The organism is Kitasatospora sp. NPDC088742, assembly GCF_055584905.1.
In genome coordinates this window covers 12,401-33,577 of record NZ_JBVJLD010000022.1, presented here as the reverse complement: position 1 = coordinate 33,577, position 21,177 = coordinate 12,401, and the positions used below count along the sequence as shown (strand labels likewise).

Genomic DNA, 21,177 nt, shown 5'->3' with positions numbered 1-21,177 from the left:
GAGAGCCCGGGAATGCGGAACGGGGCACCCGCGGCAGTCCGCAGGTGCCCCGTCCGGGACGCTATTGCACGATGATCAGCCGACCGGCACGACGCTCTCACCGGGGGGCCTACCGCTCACCCGTTCGGTCTCAAGGGCGTTCTGCAGGATCACCACGGCGGCCGCCTGGTCGATCACCGAGCGGCCCTTCTTGGCGTTCCGGCCGGAGGCCCGCAGGCCCTGGGCGGCGGTGACCGTGGTCATCCGCTCGTCCACCAGACGGACCTTCACCGGGTAGAGCAGCACGGCCAGCCGGTCCGCGTACTCGCGGACCTTGGCGGCGGCCGGGCCCTCCTTGCCGCTCATCGAGCGCGGCAGACCGACCACCACCTCGATGGCCTCGTACTCGTCCGCGATGGCCTTGAGCCGGGCCTGGGACCGGCCGCCCGCCGGGACCGTCTCCACCGGGGTGGCGATCAGCCCGTCCGGGTCGCAGCTGGCGACCCCGATCCTGGCGTCCCCCACGTCCACGGCGATCCGGCGCCCCCGGCGGAAGACCTTCTCCTCCTGGGGCTCCATCAGCTGGCGCGCTCCGCGACCAGGCCCTTGACCGCGGCGATCGCCTGGTCCAGGGCACCGGGGTCGGTGCCACCGCCCTGGGCGACGTCGTCCTTGCCGCCACCGCCGCCGCCGAGGGTCTTGGCGGCGACCTTGACCAGCTCACCGGCCTTGACGCCGCGCGAGCGGGCGTCCTCGTTGGTGGCGATCACGGTCAGCGGGCGGCCGCCCGCCACGGTGAAGGCGGCGACCACGGCCGGGCGCGAGCCCAGCCGGGCCCGGACGTCGAGGACCAGCTTGCGCAGGTCGTCGGCGCCGGTGCCGTCGGCGACGCGGGCCGCGACCACCGAGACGCCCTGGACGTCCTCGGCGCTCCCGGCGAGCCCGGAGGCGAGTGCCAGCACCTTCTCGGCGCGGAAGCGCTCGATCTCCTTCTCGGCGTCCTTGAGCTTGGCGAGCATCCCGGAGATCTTCTCCGGCAGCTCCTCCGGGCGGCCCTTGACCAGCTCGGTGAGCTGGGCCACCACGGTGTGCTCCTTGGCCAGGAACTTGTACGCGTCGGAGCCGACCAGTGCCTCGACCCGGCGGACACCCGCACCGATCGAGGACTCGCCGAGCAGCTTCACCAGGCCCAGCTGGGCGGTGTTGCCGACGTGGGTGCCACCGCAGAGCTCCTTGGAGAAGTCCCCGATGGTGACCACTCGCACCGAGTCGCCGTACTTCTCACCGAACATCGCGATGGCGCCGGCCTTGCGGGCCTGGTCCATCGTCATGACCTCGGCGGTGACCTCGAGTTCACGGGTCAGCACGTCGTTGATCTTCTGCTCGACGTCCACCAGCACCGAGCCCGGCACGGCGGCCGGGGAGCCGAAGTCGAAGCGGAAGCGGCCCGGGGCGTTCTCCGAACCGGCCTGGGCGGCGGTCGGGCCGAGCGCGTCGCGCAGCGCCTGGTGGGTCAGGTGGGTGGCCGAGTGGGCGCGGGCGATGGCCCGGCGGCGGTCCAGGTCGATCTGGGTGTACGCGCCGGCGCCGAGCACCACCTCGCCGACCACGACCGAGCCCTTGTGCACCGTGACGCCCGGCACCGGGGTCTGCACGTCGCGGACCTCGACCACCGCGCCCGAGTCGAACCGGATCCGGCCCTGGTCGGCCAGCTGGCCGCCGCCCTCGGCGTAGAACGGGGTGCGGTCCAGGACGACCTCGACCTCGTCGCCCTCGTGCGCGGCCGGGGCGGACACGCCGTCCACCAGCAGGCCGACCACGGTGGCCTCGCCGTGCGAGTCGTTGTACCCGGTGAAGACGGTCGCGCCCGAGCGGTCCGCCACCTCGCGGTAGGCGGAGACGTCGGCGTGGCCGTGCTTCTTCGCCTTGGCGTCGGCCTTGGCCCGGTCCCGCTGCTCCTTCATCAGGCGGCGGAAGCCGTCCTCGTCCACCGAGAGGCCCTGTTCGGCGGCCATCTCCAGGGTGAGGTCGATCGGGAAGCCGTAGGTGTCGTGCAGCTGGAAGGCCTTGTCACCGGCCAGCACCGAGGAGCCCGAGGACTTGGTCTCGGCGACCGCGCCGTCCAGGATCGTGGTGCCCGAGCGCAGCGTCTGGAGGAAGGAGACCTCCTCGGCGACGATCACGGTGGTGATCCGCTCGCGCTCCTTGTAGAGCTCCGGGTACTGCGGGCCCATCGCCTCGATGGTGACATCGGTCAGCGCCTTGGCGACCGGGTCGGTGGCGCCCAGCAGACGCATGTTGCGGATCGCGCGGCGCAGGATGCGGCGCAGCACGTAGCCGCGGCCCTCGTTGCCCGGGGTGACGCCGTCGGAGACCAGCATCACCGAGGTGCGGATGTGGTCGGCGACCACGCGCAGCGAGATGTCGGAGCGCTCGGCCGCGCCGTAGGTGTGGCCGGTCAGCTCGGCGGCCCGGTCCAGGATGTGCCGCGAGGTGTCGATCTCGAAGAGGTTGTCGACGCCCTGCAGGATGGTGGCCAGCCGCTCCAGGCCGAGGCCGGTGTCGATGTTCTGGCTGGGCAGGTCGCCGAGGATCGGGAAGTCGTCCTTGCCCGAGCCGGCGCCGCGCTCGTACTGCATGAAGACCAGGTTCCAGATCTCCATGTAGCGCTCGCCGTTGACGGCCGGGCCGCCCTCCTCGCCGTACGCGGGGCCGCGGTCGTAGTTGATCTCCGAGCACGGGCCGCAGGGGCCGGGGACGCCCATCGACCAGAAGTTGTCGGCCTTGCCCAGGCGCTGGATGCGCTCGGACGGGACGCCGATCTTGTCCCGCCAGATGGCCTCGGCCTCGTCGTCGTCCTGGTAGACGGTGATCCAGAGCTTCTCGGGCTCCAGGCCGTAGCCGCCCTCGGCGACGGGGGTGGTCAGCAGCTCCCAGGCGAAGCTGATGGCACCCTCCTTGAAGTAGTCGCCGAAGGAGAAGTTGCCGCACATCTGGAAGAAGGTGCCGTGCCGGGTGGTCTTGCCGACCTCCTCGATGTCCGGGGTGCGGACGCACTTCTGCACGCTGGTGGCGCGCGGGAAGGGCGGCTTGACCTCGCCGAGGAAGTAGGGCTTGAACGGCACCATGCCGGCCGGGACCAGCAGCAGCGTGGGGTCGTCTGCGACCAGGGAGGCCGACGGCACGACGGTGTGGCCGCGCTCCTCGAAGAAGCGCAGCCACCGGCGGCGGATCTCTGCCGACTCCATCATTGGTCCTTCCGGTTGGGGCCGCCGGGCAGCTCCGGGAGCTGACGCGGCGTCGAATCCATGTCTGAGGGGGTGGTGCGGGCACTGCGGAGACTGGGGCGCTGGGCGGCCGCCGGGGAGCCCGGTGCCGCCTTGATAGCTCGCGCCGCCCCGATCGGGGAGTCGGTCGCCTCGCCGCGCAGCGCCTTCCGGCGCGGGGGCTCGACCACGGCGGTGCCGTCCAGGCCCAGGTCGTCGCGGAGCTGCCGCTCCCGCTCGGTCATCCCGGCGCGCACGTCGGCGGCGAACCGCTTGGCGGCGTCGCCGAGTTGGAGCGCGCCGCGGGCGGCGGTGCCGGAGAGGCTGTCCGGGGTCATCCGGTGCACGGCCTCGTTGGCCTTGTTCATGGCCCAGACGGTGGCGCCCGCGCCGACCGCCATCCAGAAGATGCGTCGCACCATCGCCGTCAGCCCTTCACCGCGCGGCGCAGCCGGCCGACCAGCCCGCCCCGGCGGGGGGCGGTGGCGGCCCGGACCTCGGCCCGGATCAGCCGGGCCAGCTCCTCGCGCTCGCCCGCCTGCTGCGGCACCGTGGGGCCGGCCTGCTGACGGGCCACCGCCTTGCGCACGCCGTAGGAGAAGGCGGCCATCTTGACCAGCGGACCGCCGAGGGTGGCGGCCACGGTCGAGGAGAGCGCGTTGGCGTTGGCGGCGGCGTCCTGCACGTTGGCGGTGATCTCGTCCACCCGCTCCAGCTGCTCGTTGGCGCTGCGCACCGCGGTGCCGGCGTCGGTCAGCAGCGGCACGGCCTGCTCGGTGACGGCGGCGACCAGCACGGTCGCCTCCCGGAGCACCTTGGAGAGCCGCACCAGCACGACCGCGAGCAGGGTGACCAGGACCGCCCAGAACACGGCCACCAGCAGACCGGCCAGCTCTCCCACGGACACCTTGCGCGCTCCCTCGCCGTCAGTCAGCCCCACTCTTCAGGGTTGAACCCTACCGCGATTCGGCAAGCGGATTGCGTGCGGCACCCGGCTCGACCTGCGGGCGCAAGTGCAGTAACCCCCTGCCTGGTCACCTCGTTGAGGGGGTGGTCCGCAGGGTGCGGGTCCATTCCAGGCCACGGGGGCGGCTCAGTGTGCAGTGACTCACCCAGCCACCGGCTGCCCGCCGAGCTGACCAGCTTCGTCGGCCGGGAGGCCGAACTGGCCGAGCTGGAGCACCTGTTGACGGCGGGTCGGCTGGTCACGGTGACCGGCCCCGGCGGGGTCGGCAAGACCAGGCTCGCGCTGCGCGCGGCGGCCGCCGCAGCCGGGCGGTACACCGACGGGGTGCGGCTGGTGGAGCTGGCCGGGGTGCGCGCTGCGCACCTGCTGGGCCACGCGGTGCTGGAGGCGCTGCGGCTGCCCGACTCCACCACCCGCCCGCCCGAGGAGGTGCTGGCCGAGCAACTGGCCGACCGGGAGCTGCTGCTGGTGCTGGACGGCTGCGAGCACCTGGTGGAGCCCTGCGCCGCCCTGGTCGGCACGCTGCTGCGGGCCGCGCCGGGGCTGCGGGTGCTGACCGCCGCCCGGGAGGTGCTCGGGGTGGCGGGCGAGCACCTCCACCCGCTGGCGCCGCTGCCGGTGCTGGCCGAGCCGGGCCGGGTCCCGGCGGCGGCACGGCTGTTCGCCGACCGGGCCGCCGCCGTGCTGCCGGGCTTCGAGCTGACGGACCGGAACCTGCCCGAGGTGGCCAGGCTCTGCCGCCGGCTGGACGGCATCCCGCTCGCCGTGGAGCTGGCCGCCGGGCGGCTGCGGGCGCTCTCGGTGCAGCAGATCACCGACCGGCTGGACGACCGCTTCCGGCTGCTGGTCGGCGGCTCCCGCATCGGCCCCGAGCGGCACCGGACGCTTCGCACCACGATCGGCTGGAGCCACGAGCTCTGCTCACCGCAGGAACGTTTGCTCTGGGCCCGGCTCTCGGTCTTCACCGGCGCCTTCGACCTGGAGGCGGTCGAGTACGTGTGCGCGGGCGAGGGCCTGGCCGGTGACGAACTACTGGACCTGGTCGGCGAGTTGATCGCCAAGTCGGTGCTGCTGCGGGAGCACGGCCCGCTCGGCGCCCGCTACCGGTTGCTGGACACCCTGCGCGAGTACGGCGCCGGGTGGCTGCGGGCCGGCGGCGAGGAGCAGCGGCTGCGGCGGCGCCACCGGGACTGGTACCTGGGGGTGGCCACCTGGGGCGAGGTCGAGTGGTTCGGCCCCCGGCAGCCGGAGACCGCCGAGCGGACCAGGCTGGCCCACTCCAACCTGCGCGCCGCGCTGGAGTTCTGCCTGGCCGAGCCGGGAGAGGAGCAGCTGGCCCTGCTGCTGGCGGGCACCCTCTGGTACTACTGGGTCGGCTCCGGCCACCTGGGCGAGGGCCGGCACTGGCTGGACCGCGCACTGGCGCTGGCCCCCGAGCCGACCGAGGCCCGGGCCAAGGCCCTGTGGGTGACGGGCTACCTGGCCACCCTCCAGGGCGATCTGCACCGGGCCCGGCCCGCCCTGGCCGAGTGCCACCGCCAGGCACTGGAGACCGGGGACGACCGGGCACTCGCCTACGCGGTGCACCGGCAGGGCTGCGCCGCCCTGATCGGCGACGAACTCGCCCGCGCCACCGAGCTGTTCGAGGAGGCGCTGTGGCACTACGAGGCGATCGGCGAGCTGAACAGCAACGTGCTGATGGCGATGTTCGAGCTCGGCGTGGCGCACCTGTTCCAGGGCGAGACCGAGCGCGGCACCATCTGGCTGGAGAAGGTCCGCGAGGTCTGCGAGGAGCACGGCGAGCAGTGGGCCTACGCGTACGGCCGCTACGCGATGGCGTACGCGGCCTGGCTCTCCGGCGAGCCGCGGCAGGCCCGGGCGCACGCCCGCGAGTGCGTGCGGCTGAACCACCTCTTCCACGACCTGCTCGGCGTGGTGCTGGCGCTGGACGTCCTGGCGGTGCTGGAGACCGAGGGCCCCGACCCGGACCTGTACGAGGCGGCGGTGCTGCTGGGTGCGGCACACCGGACCTGGCGGGCGGTCGGCAAGCCGTTCTGCGGTTCGACCACCTTCAACACCCCGCACCGCACCGGCCTGGAACGGGCCCGGAGCGGTCTGACGGAGCAGGAGTTCGCCGAGGCCTTCGAGCTCGGCGCGGCCCTGGACCTGGACCGGGCGGCGGCCCGGGTGGCCGCCGGCCGCGCCCCGCGCCCGGCCGGGAACGGGCCGAGCCCCGCAGCCGGAAGGCTGCGGGGCTCGGCTCTGCCTGCGGCAGGTCAGCGCGAGTAGTACTCGACGACCAGCTGCTCGTCGCAGATCACGGGGACCTCACGACGCTGCGGGGCGCGGTCCAGGCGGAAGGCCAGGGCGCGGAGGTTGACCTCGAGGTACTTCGGGGTCTGACCCTCACCCGCGTTGCCACCCTCACGGGCGACGACGAACGGGGTCTTCTCCTTGCTACGGTCACGCACGGTGACGACGTAGCCCGGCTTCAGCTGGAACGACGGCTTGTTGACCTTGCCACCGTTGACCTCGATGTGGCCGTGGACGACCATCTGACGGGCCTGGTAGATGGTGCGGGCGATGCCCGAACGCAGGACCAGCGAGTCGAGACGGGTCTCGAGCTCGGCGATCAGCGCCTCACCGGTCTTGCCGTCGGTCTTCTTGGCACGGTCGAACGCCCGGGCCATCTGCTTCTCGCTCAGGTCGTACTGGGCGCGCAGACGCTGCTTCTCGGTCAGACGGACCTTGTAGTCAGAGTTCTGCTTGCGGCCACGGCCGTGCTGGCCGGGCGGGTACGGACGAGCCTCGAAGTACTTGACGGACTTCGGGGTCAGCGGGATGCCAAGGGCACGCGCAATCTTGACCTTGGGACGCTTCTGGTTCGCCATGGCGACCATTACCTCTTTCAGTGTGCGAATACGGCTTCACCAGGTGTTGACGGAGGTTGCTCGTCGCGACCCGGAGAAAAACCGCCCGTGTGACGGACGATCAGCCGCTCTCCGCAGCCGGGCACTACTGTGCTTGCACACGTTCGGCCCACCGCCGTGAAGGTGGTGGGCCGCCCGCGACACCGAGACCGGTGCGCAACGCTCCTGGAAGCCCCGAAGGGCTTCGGGCCACCGTCCCGCTGGTGCGGCCGGTCGGTCAGCCGAAGCTCACCGCCGGGCCCGGGACAGGGCACTCCGGGCAACTATACAGGCGTCAGGACTCACCCTTGAGCCGGCCCCTGGTCCACTCCACGGTGTCCGCGTACCGGGCCTCGCCGCCGCGCCGGGTCGGTTGGTAGTACTCCTTGCCGTGCACCGCGTCCGGCGCGTACTGCTGGCGGGCGATGCCCTCCGGCAGGTCGTGCGGGTACTGGTAGCCCTGGGCGTGGCCCAGCTTGGCGGCCCCCTTGTAGTGGCCGTCCCGCAGGTGCGGAGGCACGGCCCCGGCCAGGCCGGCCCGGACGTCGGCCAGGGCGGCGTCGATGGCCAGGTAGGCCGCGTTCGACTTGGGGGCCAGGGCCAGGGCGATGGCGGCGTGGCTGAGGATGATCCGGGCCTCCGGGAAGCCGATCAGGGCCACCGCCTGGGCGGCCGCCACCGCCGTCTGAAGGGCCGTCGGATCGGCCAGGCCGACGTCCTCGCTGGCCGAGATCATCAGCCGCCGGGCGATGAAGCGCGGGTCCTCGCCGGCCTCGATCATCCGGGCCAGGTAGTGCAGGGTGGCGTCCACGTCGCTGCCCCGGATCGACTTGATCAGGGCGCTGGCCACGTCGTAGTGCTGGTCCCCGTCCTTGTCGTAGCGGACCGCCGCCTGGTTCACCGCCGTCTCGGTGGTGGCCAGGGTGATCTCCGCCTCGCCCTTCTCCAGGGCCGCCCCGGCCGCCGCCTCCAGGGTGGTGAGCGCCCGCCGGGCGTCTCCCCCGGCGAGGCGGACCAGGTGGTCCTCGGCCTCCTGACCGAGCGTCACCTCCCCCGCCAGGCCGCGCTCGTCCTCGACCGCCCGGCGCAGCAGCGCCCTGATGTCCTCGTCGGTCAGCGACTCCAGGGTGAGCAGCAGCGAGCGGGAGAGCAGCGGGGAGATCACCGAGAAGTACGGGTTCTCCGTGGTGGCGGCGATCAGGGTGACCCAACGGTTCTCCACCGCCGGGAGCAGCGAGTCCTGCTGGGCCTTGGAGAAGCGGTGGATCTCGTCCAGGAAGAGCACCGTCTCCCGCCCCGACATCCCGACGGCGCGGCGGGCGCCCTCGATCACCGCGCGGACCTCCTTGACCCCGGCGGTGATCGCCGAGAGCTCCACGAAGCGGCCCTCCACGGCCTGGCTGATCACGTGCGCCAGGGTGGTCTTGCCGGTGCCGGGCGGGCCCCAGAGGATCACCGAACTGGTCGCCGCCGGGCCGCCCGAGTTGCCCACCAGGCGGCGCAGCGGGGAGCCGTCCTTGAGCAGCTGCCGCTGCCCGGCCACCTCGTCGATGGTGCGCGGGCGCATCCGTACGGCGAGCGGGGCCCGGCCGGGCTCCTGGGCCTGGCGTTCCTCGGCTGCTGCGGTGAAGAGGTCCGGTTCCACGCTGTGAAGCGTATGCCAGGGCGGCGACAGTTCAGTCCGTCAGCTTCGCCGCGTGGTCGGGCACGTACTTCTGCAGGTCGCGCGGGGGCCGCTGGTAGCCCTGGCCCGGCGGGCGGGGCGGCAGCTGCACGGACGGCGGGCTGACCTCGTGGTACGGGACGGTGGAGAGCAGGTGGGCGATCATGTTGATCCGGGCCCTGCGCTTGTCGTCGCTCTCCACCACGTGCCAGGGGGACTCCGGGATGTCGGTGTAGACGAACATCTCGTCCTTGGCCCGGGAGTACTCCTCCCAGCGGGAGATCGACTCGGTGTCCATCGGCGAGAGCTTCCAGCGCCGCATCGGGTCCTCCAGCCGGTCCCGGAAGCGCTTCTCCTGCTCGGTGTCGCTGACCGAGAACCAGTACTTGCGCAGGATGATCCCGGCCTCGATCAGCATCCGCTCGAAGGTCGGGCACTGGTGCAGGAACTGCCAGTACTCCTCCGGCGTGCAGAAGCCCATCACCTTCTCGACCCCGGCCCGGTTGTACCAGCTCCGGTCGAACAGGACGATCTCCCCGGCGGCCGGCAGCTGCTCCACGTACCGCTGGAAGTACCACTGGCTGCGCTGGCGTTCGGTCGGCGCCGGCAGCGCGGCGATCCGGGCGACGCGCGGGTTGAGGTACTCGGTGACCCGCTTGATCGCGCCGCCCTTGCCGGCCGCGTCCCGGCCCTCGAAGACCACCACCAGCCGGACGCCCTCGGCCCTCACCCACTCCTGGAGCTTGACCAGCTCGCTCTGGAGGCTCAGCAGCTCGCGCTCGTACGGCTTCTTCGGGAGCCGGTCGGGGGACTTCTTCGGCTTGGGGGACTTCGACGCCATCCGGCCCTCCGCTCACGGGTGCTGATGGGCACTCACGTTACGGCGGATCAGGTCCGTTCGCAGGTCGGCGCGGTACTGCGTGGAGTCTCCGGGCGTACTGCGCGCGACGGCGCGGGCGCCCGGGACCGGCCGTCCCCTGTGCTGCCGGTACCGGGCGGGTGGCTCACTCTGCCCCAGCCCCGGCGGGCCGGTCCAATTCCCTCTTCCATAACCTGATGGCATGGACATCGACACCCGGCTGCTCCGCTCCTTCGCGGTGGTCTACGAGGAGCGCCAGCTCACCGCCGCCGCGGCCCGGCTGCTGGTGTCCCAGCCCGCCCTCACCAAGCAGGTGCGCCAGCTGGAGAGCCTGCTCGGGGTCCAGCTCTTCGAGCGCACCCGCACCGGGGTGACACCCACGCGGGCGGCCGAGGAACTGGCCGCCCGCACCCCCGCCCTGCTGAGCGCCTGGGAGACCGCCCTCCGAGCCACCCGCCAGGCGGCCACCGAGGCCCAGGGCCTGCTCCGGGTCGGCTTCGAGGGGGCCACCATCAGCCTGGTGGGGCTGGCCACCATGGCCGAGTTCGAGCGGCGGATGCCCGGCTGGCAGGCCCGGATGCGGCAGAACAACTGGTTCGACGTCACCTCCGGCCTGTCGAGCGGCGAGATCGACCTCGCCCTCTGGCACGCCCCCGTCGACCTCTGCCCCGAGTTCGCCGGCGAACGGCTCGCCGTCTCCCCCCGCCTCGCGGTCCTCCCCACCTCCCACCCGCTGGCCGGCCGCGAGACCATCGACGTCTCCGAGCTCTTCGACGACACCTTCGTCGCCATCCCCGCCGAGGCCGGCTTCTGGCGCGACTACTGGCTCGGCTGCCCCGAACGCGGCGGCCGTCCGGCCCGGATCGGCGCCGTCGTCCACAACGCCGACGAATGGCTGGCCGCCGTCGCCTGCGGCCAGGGCATCGGCTTCGCCCCCGAAGCCATGCGGCGCCTCGCCTCCCGCCCGGACGTGGTCTACCGCGACGTCACCGGCCTCTCCCCCAGCCACGTCGGCCTCTACTGGCTGCGCGACAGCCCCCTCACCCCGGCGATGGCCGCCTTCATCGAGAGCTGCCGCTCGACCTTCGAGCTCTAGGGAGGCTCTCGCACGGGCGTCACCCCTGGGGGTTCAGGGGCGCGAGGAACTGCGCGAGGCGGAAGTCACCGACCCGATCGCCGGGTACGGAGAGCCACTTGCACGTGAGTGTCCGTACCCGGCACACGGCTGTCGTCTTCCGATTCGCGCAGTTCCTCGCGCCCCTGAACCCCGAGGTGGTGACCGTGGAGAGCGGCGGTGATGCGGTCGACGTCGCCGCGTTCCGCCGGTGGGAGCGGCCCGCCGTTCGCCCGCCGCAGGGCGTCCGCCTCGGCCAGCAGCCGGACGGCCTCCGCCGGGTCGCCGCCCAGCACTGCCACCCCGGCCAGACCCTCCAGGGAGAGCGCGACGGCCCGGGGGTCTCCCAACTCCTTTGCGTACGCGAGCCCTTCACGGTGCAGGGCGGCGGCTTCGGCCACGCGTCCGCGCAGTTCCGCGGTGAAGCCCAGCTCCACGTGGAGCAGGTGCTTGCCGGCCGGGGAGGACGGGAAGTCGTCGAGCATCGCGCGCAGGTGCCGCTCCGCCTCGTCCAGCTCTCCCGCCCGCCGCGCGCCCAGTGCCAGCCCCATCAGGGCGAACACCTCGCCGTACAGGTACCCCTGCGCGACGGCCGCCCGCCGGGCCCGTTCGTGCAGGTCACGGGCCCGGTCCCAGTCGCCCGCGAGCAGGGCCAGCCGTCCCAGACCGCCCAGCCGGGCGGAGACCTCGGCGGCCAGGCCCAGCCCCTCGGCGAGCGCCAGCCCCTCGGTCTGGAGCACCGTGGCGGCGGCGTGGTCCCCGGCGATCTCGGCCAGCGCGGCGAGCACCGGGACGGTCTGCAACTCTCCCCATCCGTCGCCGAGTTCGCGGAAGGCGGCCGCGGCGGCGAGCCCCTCGCGGCGGGCCTCGGCCAGCTCTCCGGCGGCCAGCGCCGTGACGGCCAGCAGGGCCCGCGCGGCGGCCGTTCCCCAGGGTTCGTCCGCCGCTGCGCAGAGCGCCAAGGCCCGTCGGGCCACCTCCCGGGCCGCCACCGGGTCGCCCGCGTGGTGCAGGCCGTGGCCGAACAGCCAGAGCGCCCGGCCGCGCCGGGCCCGGTCGGGCGCGCCGTCCTCAGCGCCGTCCCCGTCCGCCGGCCCCGTCAACCCGCCGCGCCGGAGCCAGAGTTCACCCAATGAAAGCCCGGCCTCGGCACCCGCCCCGTCCGGCGGCCGCCAACCGGTCAGCATCGCGAACGCACCGTGCTGGAGCTGTAGTTCGCCATCCCCCCGAGTGCCTTCCGGCAGTGCCGCCAGCACGGCGGCCAGGGTGGTGCGGGCCTCGTGGAGGCGGCCGCGCAGCAGCCACCAGGGGGTGAGGGCGGCGGCCGACCGGGCGGCGGCGGCCGGGTCGCCGTGGTGCAGGGAGTGGTCGAGCGCGGCCCGGGTGTTGGCGGCGTCGGCGTCCAGCCGGGCCAGCCAGTGGCGCTGCTCCGGCCCGCGCAGTCCGGGCTCGGCCGCCTCGGCCAGGCCGCCGTAGTGGCGGGCGTGCCGCTGCGCGACGGCCGCCGACTCGCCCGCCTCGTGCAGCCGTTCGCGGGCGTAGGCGGTGACGGATTCGAGCAGGTGGTAGCGGGGGCCGTCCGCGGTGTGCGCGGCCTCCACCAGTGAGCGGTCCACCAGCCGGGCCACCAGGTCGAAGACCTCGGCCCCGGGGGCCTCCGGCCCCGCGCAGACCGCCTCGGCGGCGGGCAGGGTGCAGCCGGCCACCGGCACGGAGAGCCGTCGCAGCACGGCGCGTTCGGCCTCGGTGAGCAGCTCCCAGCTCCAGTCGATCACCGCCCGGAGGGTCTGCTGCCGGGCGGGCAGGCCACGCTGTCCGGAGGCCAGCAGCCGGAACCGGTCGCCCAGCCGGTCCGCCAACTCCCGGACTCCCATGGCCCGGACCCGGGTCGCGGCCAGCTCCAGGGCGAGCGGCAGGCCGTCGAGCTGACGGCAGATCCGCTCCACCGGCTCCTGGGTCTCCCGCTCCCCGGCCGACCTGGCGAAGCCGGGGGCGGCGGCGCCCGCGCGGTCCGTGAACAGCCGTGCGGCGTCGACCGGTCCGAGCGTCGGGACGGGGTGCACGGTCTCCTCCGGGAGGCGCAGCGACTCCCGGCTGGTGGCCAGCACGCGCAGGCCGGGCGCGGCCGCGAGCAGCTCGGCGACCAGCGCGGCGGCCGCGTCCACCACGTGCTCGCAGTTGTCCAGGACCAGCAGCGTCCGGCGCCCGCGCAGCGCGGCGGCCAGCGCGGCGGTGGCCGAGCTGGGGGCCGGCGGTGTCGCGGCCTGCTGGAGTCCGAGGGCGGCCGCCACCGGCTGGGCGAGATCGGCCGTGCCGACGGGCAGCGGGCCTAGCTCCACCAGCCGGACGTCCTCCTCCGGGTCCTCGGCGAGCCGGTGCGCGAGTGCCAGCGCGAGCCGGGTCTTGCCCACCCCGCCCGGGCCGGTGAGCGTCACCAGCCGTTCGGCGCGCAGCAGTTCGGCCACGGCGTCCAGCTCCCGGCCCCGGCCGACCAGCGCGGTCCGCGGCAGCGGCAGTGCGGCGGCACCGGGCCGGGCGAGCACGGCCACCGATGCCGCCGGTGCCCCCTCGGCCGCCCTCTCCGCTGCCCTCTCCGCTGCCCCGGCCCCCGGCCCGGCGGGCAGCAGCGACGGGTCCTGCCGCAGGATCGCCCGGTGCAGCGCGGTCAGCTCCGGCCCCGGGTCGATCCCCAACTCCTCGGCCAGCAGCGCCCGCAGCTCCCCGTACGCGGCCAGCGCCTCACCCTGCCGCCCGGCCCGGTACAGCGCCCGCAGCTGCACCACCCGCAGCCGCTCGCGCAGCGGGTGACGGTCCACCAGTTCGGCGAGCTCCCCCGGCAGCACCGGATCGCCGGCCGCCAGCCGGGCCTCGGCCCGCTCCTCCTCCACCGTCAGCCGCTCCTCGGCGAGCCGCTGCACCGCCGCCCGGGCGAACTCCTCGTCGGCGAAGTCCGCGTACGGCTCTCCCCGCCACGGCTCCAGCGCCCGGCCCAGACCGGCGGCCCGCTCCCCGGGGTCGGTGAGCAGCCGGGCCCCGGCCGCCCGGGTGCGGAACATCCCGGCGTCGAGCTCACCGTCCGCCAACAGCAGCCGGTACCCGGCCGGCTGGTACGTCACCCGGTCGCGTCCGATCGCCCGGCGCAGCTGGGAGACCTTGGCCTGGAGGGCGTTGGCGGGGTTCCCGGGCAGGGCGGCGCCCCAGAGCGCGTCCACCAGCCGGTCCGCCGGTACGGCGCGCCCCTCGTGCACCAGCAGCACCGCGAGCAGCGCCCGCACCTTGGCCTCGGCGACGGGCACCACGGCGCCCTCCGCGTCCCACACCGCCAGCGGACCGAGCACCCCGTACCTCATGCGGCCCACTCTACCCAGCCATGATCATCGGCCCCCGCGAGCGGACCGTCAGCGGACCATCAGGGGACCGTCAGTGTTCCCGAAGCGGCCTGAGCCATCGTCAGAGCACCAACCCGACCGGCCCCTTGGAGCACCCGATGACCAGCACCGACCTGTTCGAGCCCGCCCGCCTCGGCACCCTCCACCTCGCCAACCGCCTGGTGATGGCCCCGATGACCCGCAACCGGGCGAGCGCCACCGGCGTCCCGACCGCGCTGATGGCCACCTACTACGCCCAGCGCGCCACCGCCGGGCTGATCATCGCCGAGGCCGCCACCCCCAACCCGGTCGGCGCCACCTACCCCGACATCCCGGCCATCCACGACGAGACCCACGTCGCCGGGTGGCGGCGGGTCACCGACGCGGTCCGGGCCGAGGGCGGGCAGATGTACCTCCAGCTCCAGCACGGCGGCCGGGTCGGACACCCGGAGACCACCGGGCTGCACCCGCTGGCGCCCTCCCCGGTGCCGCTGCCCGGCACGATCTTCACCCCGTCCGGCCACCAGGAGACCGTGGTGCCGCGGGAGATGACGGAGCGGGACATCCGCGACACGGTCGCCGACTTCGCCGCCGCCGCGCGCCGGGCGGTGGCGGCCGGCTTCGCCGGGGTCGAGGTGCACTCCGCCAACGGCTACCTGCTGCACCAGTTCCTCTCCTCGCACACCAACCGCCGCACCGACGGCTACGGCGGCCCGGTCGCGAACCGGATCCGCTTCACCGTCGAGGTGGTGCGGGCGGTCGCCGAGGCGATCGGCCCGGAGCGGGTCGGCGTCCGGATCGCGCCCGGAGTCACCGCCAACGGCATGGCCGAGGACGACGTCGAGGAGGTCTACCCGGCCCTGGTCGGGGCACTGGCCGGGCTCGGCGGCCTCTCCTACCTGCACGTGGTCTTCGCCGACCCGGAGCAGCCGCTCTTCCACACCCTGCGCCGCGCCTGGCCCGGCACCCTGGTCGCCAACCCGGTGCTCCCCTGGCCCGGCCCGCTCCCGGTGGACGGCGGCCGGGCGGCCGGCGAGCGGCTGCTGGCCGCGGGCGCCGACCTGATCGCCCTCGGCCGCGCCTTCCTGGCCAACCCCGACCTGGTCGCCCGGCTGCGGGCCGGGGCACCGCTCAACCCGATCCGGGACGCCCACCTGATGTACGTCGGCGGGGAGACCGGCTACACCGACTACCCCGTGCTGGAGGCGGCCGGGACCGGAGCGGGACGCTGAGCCCTGCCGGGCGGGACGGCGGGACGTCCAGGGTGGGGTGCACCGACCCTGACGGAGGATCACCATGGCCACCGCCCCGCCCACCAGGAACGACCACGGCCAGGACGTGGACCCGCACGACCTGGAGCTGGTCACCTTCCGCTCCGACCCGGCCCGGCGGGCCCGGGACTCCCTGCTGGCCGTCAACGCCGGCATGCGGCGCGAGTACGCCGCCCTGAAGGCCGGGCTCACCCAGGGCCTCACCCCGGTCGTGGTGGTGGAGAACGACTCGCGGGGCGGCCGCTACACCCTGCTCCACCGGGGCGAGCGGGAGAGCCTGCACCCGGTGGCGGAGGAGTTCGAACTCGCCAAGTCCGTCGCGCACGTGCCGCTCGGCGCCTTCTCGATCCTCGCCCCGTACCTGACCGGCGCGCAGGGGGCGGACGGCTGGGCGGGGCCGCTACGGGAGTTCGCCGGCACCCTGTCGACCGCCCGCCGGCTGCTCGGGGACGCCGCCCTGCCCCCGGAGTTGGAGGCCTCCTCGCGGCGGATCCTGGACGCGGCACTGGAGTTCGCGGAGACCTCGGTGGCGCGGGGCGGGTTCACCGTCGGGACCTTCACCGACTTCACCGGCTCCGTGTACCCCGACATCCGCACCAACATGGCGCACGCCGCCCGGGCCCAGATCACCGGGGTCGGCCGCCTGATGCGGCGCTGGCGGCAGCGGGTCGGCGAGCGGGACTGGCCCGACCTGTACGTGGTGGTGCTCTCGATCTGGACCACCGCCGTGCTCAACCAGAACACCATCGTCATCCGGCGGTTCATGGACCCGGCCCGGGTCCGCGACCACCTGCTGGACGTCACCACCGCCCAGCTCCCCGCCGACCCGGTGGCCACCGCCCTGGACAACCTGGCCCGGATCGTCCAGGACAACGTCGCCGCCGAGCTGGTGTTCCCGGTGGACCAGGAGGTGGCCGACGCCCTGAAGGGCCAGGAGGACCTGCTCTCGGAGACCATCCTGGAGCAGCTCGCCTGCCCGTACCGCGGCCGGGCCGCGTGACGGCGTGGGCGGTGGCCGCGCTGGCCCTGCTGGCGGCCGACCTCCGGGCCGCGATCACCACCGTCCCGCCGCTGCTGCCCGCCCTCGGCGCGGACGGGGTCACCGCGAGTGCCCTCACCACCCTGCCGGTGCTCTGCCTGGCCCTGTTCGCCCCCTGCGCCGTCCCGCTCGCCCGCCGCTTCGGCACGGCGGCCACCGTCGCCGGAGCGCTGGCGGTCCTGACGGCGGGTCAACTCCTGCGGAGCCTGACCACGTCCCCCGCCCTGTTCGCCGGCACGGCCCTCGCGGGCGCGGGCATCGCCGTCGGCAACGTGCTGCTCCCCGCCGTGGTGAAGCAGCGCTTCCCCACCCGGGTCGGCCCCGCCACCGGCCTGGCCATGGCCACGATGTCCGCCACCGCCGCCCTGGCCGCCGCGCTCGCCGTCCCCCTCGAACGGGCTGCCGGCCTCCACGGGGCCCTCGCCCTCTGGGCCCTCCCGGCACTCGCCGCCGCACTGCTCTGGTGCGCGCGCCCCCGCGGGCCCGAACACGCCCCCGCCCGAGCCGCCCCCGCCGGGTCGCTGCTCCGTGAGCCGCTGGCGCTGGCCGTGGCCGGGTTCCTCGGGCTGGTCTCGCTGATGTTCTACGTGCTGACCGCCTGGCTGCCCGAGCTGATGCGCGATCAGGGGCACGGTGCCGCCGAGGCCGGGGCGATGCTCTCGGTCTTCCTGCTGGCCGGCATCCCGCTGGGCTTCGCCACCCCCGTGCTCGCCGCCCGGCTGCCCGGCCAGCGCCCGTTCGCCGCGGGCGTCGGCGCCGCGATGGCCCTCGGGCTCGCCGGGCTGCTGGTCCTGCCGCAGGCGGCCTGGCTCTGGGTGGTGCTGCTCGGAGCGGCCAACGGCGTGGCGTTCCCGCTCGCCGTCACGCTGCTGAGCCTGCGCACCCCGGACGCCCCGACCGCCGCCCGGCTCTCCGCCCTGGCCCAGACCGCCGGCTACGGCCTGGCCGCCCTCGGCCCGCTGACGGTGGGTCTGCTGCACACCGCCACCGGCGGCTGGACGGCCCCGCTGCTCCTGCTGCTGGTGCTCGTCCTGCCGGAGGCGGCCCTCGGACTGGCGGCCGCCCGGCCGGGCACGGTCAGAACGAGCCGAACGGCTCCGGATAGCGGCAGTGCCCGCTCGGCGTGGAGCCGTTGGCCCCCGGCAGGCGGAGCGCCTGGAAGTACTCGCCGGGCACCTCGAAGGGCCCGGTCACCGCGTGCTCGGCGGCCGGTGTGAAGCCGAACTGCCCGTAGTAGGACGGGTCCCCGAGCACCACCACCAGCTGCTCCCCCGCCGCCACGGCGGCGTCCAGCGCGGCCCGCACCAGCTGCTGCCCGATCCCCTGCCGCTGCCACTCGGGCGCGACCGCCACCGGGGCGAGCGCCAGGGCCGCGCCGTCGCCGACCTCCAGCCTGGTCAGCAGCGCGTGGCCGACCACGAGGTCCCGCTCGTCCACCGCCACCACGGAGAGCTCCGGCAGCCAGGCCACGTCACGGCGCAGCGCGTCGACCAGGTCGGCCTCGTCCGGGCCCGGGAAGGCGGCCATGTGCACCCGTCTGGTCGCGGGCGCGTCCTCGGGGAGCTCGACTCTGGTGCTGACGGTCATCGTTGTTCCTTCCACGCCATTGTGGACGAGAGAGCGGCCCCGGCAGTTGCGACGAGTCGCATCCACCGGGGCCACGATGTTACTGAAGCCGCGTCAGGACTCCTTCTGGGCCTCCGACTTGGCCGCCGCGGCCGTCTCCGACTTCGGCCGCGCGTCGACACCGGCCTCCCGGCGCTGGGCCGGGGTGATCGGGGTCGGGGCGCCGGTCAGCGGGTCGCCACCGGTCGAGGTCTTCGGGAAGGCGATGACGTCACGGATGGTGTCGTACCCCCCGAGCAGGGTGACGATGCGGTCCAGGCCGAAGGCGACACCACCGTGCGGCGGCGGGCCGTAGTTGAAGGCGTCCAGCAGGAAGCCGAACTGCGACTGGGCCTCCTCCTCGCTGAGGCCGATCGCGTCGAACGCCCGCTTCTGCACGTCCCGCTGGTGGATACGGATCGAACCGCCGCCCAGCTCCGAGCCGTTGAGCACCAGGTCGTAGGCGTTGGAGAGCGCCGAGCCCGGGTCGGTGTCGAAGCTGGCCAGTGACTCGGCGGTCGGGGCGGTGAAGGGGTGGTGCACGGCGTGCCAGCCGGCGAACTCGCCCTTGTCGTCCTCGATCGGCTCGAACATCGGGAAGTCGACCACCCAGAGGAAGGCCCACTGCGACTCGTCGATGAGCTCGCAGCGGCGGCCGATCTCCAGGCGGGCGGCGCCGAGCAGCTCCTGCGAGGCGGTCTTCTTGCCGGCCGCGAAGAACACCGCGTCGCCCGGCTTGGCACCGGCCGCGGCCGCGAGGCCCGCCAGGTGCTCCTCGGAGAGGTTCTTGGCCACCGGGCCGCGCAGCTCGCCGGTCTCGGCGTCCACCAGCACGTAGGCCAGGCCGCGGGCGCCGCGCGCCTTGGCCCAGTCCTGCCAGGCGTCCAGCTGCTTGCGCGGCTGGGAGGCGCCACCGGGCATCACCACGGCGCCGACGTACGGGGCCTGGAAGACCCGGAACTCGGTGCCCTTGAAGTACTCGGTGAGGTCGGTGAGCTCCTGGCCGAAGCGCACGTCCGGCTTGTCCGAGCCGTAGCGGTTCATCGCGTCGGCGTAGGTCATCCGGGGCAGCGGGCTGGGCAGCTCGTAGCCGTGGACCTCGGACCAGATCCGGGAGACGACCTTCTCGCCGAGGGCCAGAATGTCCTCCTGGTCGACGAACGAGGCCTCGATGTCCAGCTGGGTGAACTCCGGCTGCCGGTCGGCGCGGAAGTCCTCGTCGCGGAAGCAGCGGGCGATCTGGTAGTACCGCTCCATGCCGGCCACCATGAGCAGCTGCTTGAACAGCTGCGGCGACTGCGGCAGGGCGTACCAGTGGCCCGGCTGGAGCCGGACCGGCACCAGGAAGTCGCGGGCGCCCTCGGGGGTGGAGCGGGTGAGGTACGGCGTCTCGATGTCGAGGAAGTCGTTCTCCTCCATCACCGTGCGGATGATGTGGTTGACCTTCGAGCGCAGCCGCAGCGCGCGGGCCGGGCCCTCGCGGCGCAGGTCCAGGTAGCGGTAGCGGAGGCGGACCTCCTCGTTGACCGTGCCCGGCTCGTACTCGGCGACCTGGAACGGCAGCGCGGCGGCCTCGGAGAGGACCTCCAGCGCGCCGACCACGACCTCGACCTGGCCGGTCGGGATCTCCGGGTTCTCGTTGCCCTCGGGACGGACCCGGACCTCGCCGACGACCTTGACGCAGTACTCGGAGCGCAGGTCGCCGATGGCCTCCAGGTCGCGGGCCACGATCTGCACGGTGCCGGAGGCGTCGCGGAGGTCGATGAAGGCGACGCCGCCGTGGTCTCGGCGACGGGCGACCCAACCGGCCAGGGTGACGGTGGTGCCGGCGTGCTCCGCGCGGAGCGTGCCCGCGTCGTGCGTGCGGATCACAGCTGCTTCTCCTTCAGGGTGGTGACGAGTGCTTCGAGGGCGACGGGGGTCTGCTCGCCCGAGGTCATGTCCTTCAACTGGACCACGCCCTCGGCGAGATCGCGGTCCCCGGCGACCAAGGCGAAGCGGGCGCCGCTACGGTCGGCGGACTTCATGGCGTTCTTGATGCTCTTGACGCCGAAGGCGAGGTCGGTGGCGATGCCCGCCCGGCGCAGCTCGGTCACCTTGCCGAACAGCACGGCCTTGGCCTCCTCGCCGAGCGCCACGGCGTACACCTCGGTGGTGGCCGGCAGGTCGAGGGTCAGGCCCTCGGCCTCCAGCGCCAGGTAGGTGCGGTCCACGCCGAGTCCCCAGCCGACCGAGGGCAGGGCCGGGCCGCCGAGCATCTCCGACAGTCCGTCGTACCGCCCGCCGCCGCCGATCGCGGACTGCGCGCCGAGGCCGGAGTGCACGAACTCGAAGGTGGTGCGGGTGTAGTAGTCCAGGCCGCGGACCAGCTTGGGGTCCTGCTCGTACGCGACGCCGGCGGCGGTCAGCAGCGTGCGGACCTGCTCGTCGTAGGACTTGCAGTCCTCGCACAGGTAGTCGCCGAGCATCGGCGCGTCGGTGAGCTGGGCCTGCACCGACTCGCGCTTGTCGTCGAGCACCCGGAGCGGGTTGATCTCGGCGCGGCGGCGGGTCTCCTCGTCCAGGTCGAGCTTGGACAGGAACTCCACCAGCGCGGCGCGGTAGACCGGGCGGCACTGCTTGTCGCCGAGCGAGTTGACCAGCAGCTTGTAGTTCCGCAGCCCGAGCGCCTTGAAGGCGTCGTCGGCCAGGATCATCAACTCGGCGTCCAGCGCCGGGTCCTCGGCCCCGATCGCCTCGGCGCCGATCTGCGAGAACTGGCGGTAGCGGCCCTTCTGGGCCCGCTCGTAGCGGTAGAAGGAGCCGGAGTACCAGAGCTTCACCGGCAGGTTGCCCTGCTTGTGCAGGTTGGCCTGGAGCGCGGCGCGCACCACCGAGGCGGTGCCCTCGGGGCGCAGCCCGAGCTCGTCGCCGCCCTTGGTGGTGAGGGTGTACATCTCCTTGGAGACGATGTCGGTGGACTCGCCGACACCGCGGGAGAAGAGCTTGAGGTCCTCGAAGACCGGGGTCTCGATGTAGCCGTAGCCGGCCCGGCGCAGCGGCGCGCTCAGGCGGTCGCGGACGGCCAGGAACTCGGCGGAGTTGGAGCCCGGCAGCAGGTCGTAGGTGCCCTTGGGGGCGGTGAAGGTGCTCAACTT

General features: G+C 73.8%; 15 protein-coding genes and 1 pseudogene. 5 read left to right on the top strand and 11 right to left on the bottom strand.

Annotated features, from left to right (window positions below; genetic code table 11):
• Positions 1–75: 75 nt before the first annotated feature.
• The 4 genes from ruvX to ACZ6ZR_RS18760 are packed head-to-tail and all read right to left on the bottom strand — an operon-like array spanning position 76 to position 4,152.
• On the bottom strand, positions 76–558 hold the full coding sequence (gene ruvX, locus ACZ6ZR_RS18775; protein ID WP_465643655.1) for a Holliday junction resolvase RuvX: 483 nt from the start codon (positions 556–558) through the stop codon (positions 76–78).
• Positions 558–3,227, bottom strand: a complete 2,670-nt coding sequence (gene alaS / locus ACZ6ZR_RS18770) for an alanine--tRNA ligase (protein ID WP_465643800.1) — start codon at positions 3,225–3,227, stop codon at positions 558–560. The genes ruvX and alaS overlap by 1 nt, the downstream gene beginning before the upstream one ends.
• Complete coding sequence (locus ACZ6ZR_RS18765; protein ID WP_465643653.1) at positions 3,227–3,667, bottom strand: DUF6167 family protein; 441 nt, start codon at positions 3,665–3,667, stop codon at positions 3,227–3,229. The genes alaS and ACZ6ZR_RS18765 overlap by 1 nt, the downstream gene beginning before the upstream one ends.
• 5 nt (positions 3,668–3,672) lie before the next feature.
• Positions 3,673–4,152, bottom strand: coding sequence for a DUF948 domain-containing protein (locus ACZ6ZR_RS18760; RefSeq protein WP_465643651.1), 480 nt, complete (start codon positions 4,150–4,152; stop codon positions 3,673–3,675).
• Positions 4,153–4,341: 189 nt separating this feature from the next.
• Here ACZ6ZR_RS18760 and ACZ6ZR_RS18755 point away from each other — a divergent pair, with 189 nt between their 5' ends.
• The gene (locus tag ACZ6ZR_RS18755) at positions 4,342–6,501 is read left to right on the top strand and encodes an ATP-binding protein (RefSeq protein ID WP_465643649.1); all 2,160 of its coding nucleotides are present in this window, start codon (positions 4,342–4,344) and stop codon (positions 6,499–6,501) included.
• On the opposite strand, the gene rpsD is transcribed toward ACZ6ZR_RS18755, so the two are convergent.
• The 3 genes from rpsD to ppk2 form a co-directional block, all read right to left on the bottom strand.
• Positions 6,489–7,103 carry a 30S ribosomal protein S4 gene (gene rpsD / locus ACZ6ZR_RS18750; RefSeq protein WP_465643647.1) on the bottom strand — a complete coding sequence of 205 codons (615 nt, stop codon included), beginning with the start codon at positions 7,101–7,103 and terminating at the stop codon, positions 6,489–6,491. The two genes, ACZ6ZR_RS18755 and rpsD, sit on opposite strands and share 13 nt — an antisense overlap.
• A gap of 313 nt (positions 7,104–7,416) precedes the next feature.
• On the bottom strand, positions 7,417–8,766 hold the full coding sequence (locus ACZ6ZR_RS18745) for a replication-associated recombination protein A (RefSeq protein ID WP_465643645.1): 1,350 nt from the start codon (positions 8,764–8,766) through the stop codon (positions 7,417–7,419).
• Positions 8,767–8,797: 31 nt separating this feature from the next.
• Positions 8,798–9,625 carry a polyphosphate kinase 2 gene (gene ppk2 / locus ACZ6ZR_RS18740; protein ID WP_465643643.1) on the bottom strand — a complete coding sequence of 276 codons (828 nt, stop codon included), beginning with the start codon at positions 9,623–9,625 and terminating at the stop codon, positions 8,798–8,800.
• Positions 9,626–9,845: 220 nt separating this feature from the next.
• Between ppk2 and ACZ6ZR_RS18735 the strand changes: the two genes are divergently transcribed.
• The gene (locus ACZ6ZR_RS18735; RefSeq protein ID WP_465643641.1) at positions 9,846–10,739 is read left to right on the top strand and encodes a LysR family transcriptional regulator; all 894 of its coding nucleotides are present in this window, start codon (positions 9,846–9,848) and stop codon (positions 10,737–10,739) included.
• Positions 10,740–10,804: 65 nt separating this feature from the next.
• Here ACZ6ZR_RS18735 and ACZ6ZR_RS18730 read toward each other — a convergent pair whose 3' ends face one another.
• Entirely contained in the window at positions 10,805–14,107 is a 3,303-nt protein-coding gene (locus ACZ6ZR_RS18730) for an AfsR/SARP family transcriptional regulator (RefSeq protein ID WP_465643639.1), read from the bottom strand.
• A gap of 137 nt (positions 14,108–14,244) precedes the next feature.
• Here ACZ6ZR_RS18730 and ACZ6ZR_RS18725 point away from each other — a divergent pair, with 137 nt between their 5' ends.
• The 3 genes and pseudogenes from ACZ6ZR_RS18725 to ACZ6ZR_RS18715 form a co-directional block, all read left to right on the top strand.
• Positions 14,245–15,357 carry an alkene reductase gene (locus ACZ6ZR_RS18725; protein ID WP_465643637.1) on the top strand — a complete coding sequence of 371 codons (1,113 nt, stop codon included), beginning with the start codon at positions 14,245–14,247 and terminating at the stop codon, positions 15,355–15,357.
• Positions 15,358–15,421: 64 nt separating this feature from the next.
• Positions 15,422–16,396, top strand: coding sequence for a hypothetical protein (locus tag ACZ6ZR_RS18720; protein ID WP_465643636.1), 975 nt, complete (start codon positions 15,422–15,424; stop codon positions 16,394–16,396).
• Positions 16,393–17,382, top strand: a pseudogene (locus ACZ6ZR_RS18715) (MFS transporter); the annotation flags it as partial. The gene ACZ6ZR_RS18720 and the pseudogene ACZ6ZR_RS18715, both read left to right, overlap by 4 nt.
• Before the next feature lie 130 nt (positions 17,383–17,512).
• Here the strand turns inward: ACZ6ZR_RS18715 and ACZ6ZR_RS18710 are convergent.
• The 3 genes from ACZ6ZR_RS18710 to hisS all read right to left on the bottom strand — a co-directional run bounded on the left by ACZ6ZR_RS18710 (position 17,513) and on the right by hisS (position 21,174).
• Positions 17,513–18,022: a GNAT family N-acetyltransferase gene (locus tag ACZ6ZR_RS18710; RefSeq protein WP_465643634.1), complete on the bottom strand. Its 510-nt coding sequence runs from the start codon at positions 18,020–18,022 to the stop codon at positions 17,513–17,515.
• 93 nt (positions 18,023–18,115) lie between these two features.
• A complete protein-coding gene (gene aspS / locus ACZ6ZR_RS18705) occupies positions 18,116–19,912 on the bottom strand; it encodes an aspartate--tRNA ligase (protein ID WP_465643632.1) in 1,797 nt (598 codons plus the stop codon).
• Entirely contained in the window at positions 19,909–21,174 is a 1,266-nt protein-coding gene (gene hisS, locus ACZ6ZR_RS18700; RefSeq protein ID WP_465643630.1) for a histidine--tRNA ligase, read from the bottom strand. The genes aspS and hisS overlap by 4 nt, the downstream gene beginning before the upstream one ends.
• Positions 21,175–21,177: the final 3 nt, after the last annotated feature.

What these genes read in the sequence shown, in the direction of transcription:
- ruvX (WP_465643655.1), bottom strand. Translation starts at nt 558, where the DNA reads ATGGAGCCCCAGGAGGAGAAGGTCTTCCGCCGGGGGCGCCGGATCGCC.
- ACZ6ZR_RS18730 (WP_465643639.1), bottom strand. Translation starts at nt 14,107, where the DNA reads ATGAGGTACGGGGTGCTCGGTCCGCTGGCGGTGTGGGACGCGGAGGGC.
- ppk2 (WP_465643643.1), bottom strand. Translation starts at nt 9,625, where the DNA reads ATGGCGTCGAAGTCCCCCAAGCCGAAGAAGTCCCCCGACCGGCTCCCG.
- ACZ6ZR_RS18725 (WP_465643637.1), top strand. Translation starts at nt 14,245, where the DNA reads ATGACCAGCACCGACCTGTTCGAGCCCGCCCGCCTCGGCACCCTCCAC.
- ACZ6ZR_RS18710 (WP_465643634.1), bottom strand. Translation starts at nt 18,022, where the DNA reads ATGACCGTCAGCACCAGAGTCGAGCTCCCCGAGGACGCGCCCGCGACC.
- ACZ6ZR_RS18735 (WP_465643641.1), top strand. Translation starts at nt 9,846, where the DNA reads ATGGACATCGACACCCGGCTGCTCCGCTCCTTCGCGGTGGTCTACGAG.
- ACZ6ZR_RS18720 (WP_465643636.1), top strand. Translation starts at nt 15,422, where the DNA reads ATGGCCACCGCCCCGCCCACCAGGAACGACCACGGCCAGGACGTGGAC.
- rpsD (WP_465643647.1), bottom strand. Translation starts at nt 7,103, where the DNA reads ATGGCGAACCAGAAGCGTCCCAAGGTCAAGATTGCGCGTGCCCTTGGC.
- alaS (WP_465643800.1), bottom strand. Translation starts at nt 3,227, where the DNA reads ATGGAGTCGGCAGAGATCCGCCGCCGGTGGCTGCGCTTCTTCGAGGAG.
- ACZ6ZR_RS18765 (WP_465643653.1), bottom strand. Translation starts at nt 3,667, where the DNA reads ATGGTGCGACGCATCTTCTGGATGGCGGTCGGCGCGGGCGCCACCGTC.